Source organism: Thiohalocapsa marina (assembly GCF_008632335.1).
GTDB lineage: Bacteria > Pseudomonadota > Gammaproteobacteria > Chromatiales > Chromatiaceae > Thiohalocapsa > Thiohalocapsa marina.
Window position 1 is genome coordinate 1 of sequence record NZ_VWXX01000078.1, and the last position, 1,369, is coordinate 1,369.

Here is a 1,369-nt window from a genome sequence, read left to right on the forward strand (position 1 = left end):
GGCGTGGCCGACGTGCTGGCGGCGGTGAAGGACCAGCCGTTCATGGCCTCGCTGCTGTACTTCTTCGGCATCCTGACACTGGCGGGGCTGACCTCGTTCAACGAGTGCATCCTGCGCATCCCCAATCTGGTGGCGCGCGGACTCTATGTGGAGCGGTTGCGCGAGCGTTGGCTGACCGATCCGCAAGGACAGCGCGAGCTGCCCGCGATGATCCGCCGGCTGGGTCAACAGGGCGATTTGACGCCGCTGGCGGAGTTCATCGAGCAACGCTACTTCCGCGTCCTGTCCAACCGCGACTACCGCTGGAGCAACGAGCTGCTGGTGAAGTTCGCGTTCCTGACGCTGCTGTTCGACGACCGACTCTACATGGCCGTCTCGGAGCTGGAGACCGACCGCGGTTATGCGGATCTGGCCCTGATCCTGCGCCCGGACATGCGGCGTTTTGATGCGCTGGATCTGCTGCTGGAGTTCAAATACCTGGGGCTCAAGGAGCTGGGCCTGAGCGGTGAGCAGGTGCGGTCGCGCCCACGCGACGAGCTGGCCGCGCTGCCAGCGGTGGCGGCCAAGCTCGACGAGGCCGCGGCACAGGCACGCACCTATGGTGCGACGCTGTGCGAGCGCCATGGGCTGAAGGACCTGCGTGCCTTCGCCGTCGTAGCCCTCGGTATCGAGCGGCTGGTGTGGCGGGTGGTGTGATCTTGGCTGCACGGGTGCCGCGCTGCGGTGGGTGATTGAGCGACTGGGCAGAATAGGGTTTGGGACCATGAAATTCCCCTATGGCTTGAGTGACTTTGGCACTCTGATCAGAGACGGCTACTGGTATCAGGACCGCAGCGACCGTATCGCGCTATTGGAGACAACCGGGCGGCAGCTGATCTTTCTGCGCCCGCGCCGCTTCGGCAAGAGCCTGCTGCTGTCGCTGCTGGAGCACTACTACGACCTGAACCGGGTGGATGACTTCGCGGCCTTGTTCGACGGCCTGGCGGTGGGGCGCAACCCGACACCCCTGCGCAACCAGTTCTACGTGATGAAGTGGGACTTCTCGCTGGTGCAGGCACAGGGCGAGGTGGCCGACATCGAGGCGGCACTGCACCAGCACATCAACGACCGCATCGCAAAGTTCCAGCGCGCCTATGCCGATCGCTTGCCGACGCCCATCGCGATTCATCCAGACAATGCTCTGTCGTCCTGGGAATCGGCCTTGATGGCCGTCTCGCAAACACCGCATCGGCTCTACCTGCTGATCGACGAATACGACAATTTTGCCAACGAGGTGCTGATGGCGGACCGGACGGGTAGCCAGGACCGCTACGAGGCGCTGCTGTACGGCGAGGGGCTGCTGAAGACGGTGTTCAAGGCGGTGAAGGCG

Annotated in this window: 1 protein-coding gene and 1 pseudogene; both read left to right on the forward strand. The window is 64.1% G+C overall.

Annotated features, from left to right (window positions below; all coding sequences use genetic code 11):
* Nucleotides 1–696, forward strand: a pseudogene (locus F2Q65_RS19240) (PD-(D/E)XK nuclease domain-containing protein); the annotation flags it as partial.
* A 67-nt stretch (nt 697–763) separates the two neighbouring features.
* A partial coding sequence (locus tag F2Q65_RS19245) for an AAA family ATPase (protein ID WP_150095012.1) occupies nt 764–1,369 on the forward strand: 606 nt, incomplete at its 3' end.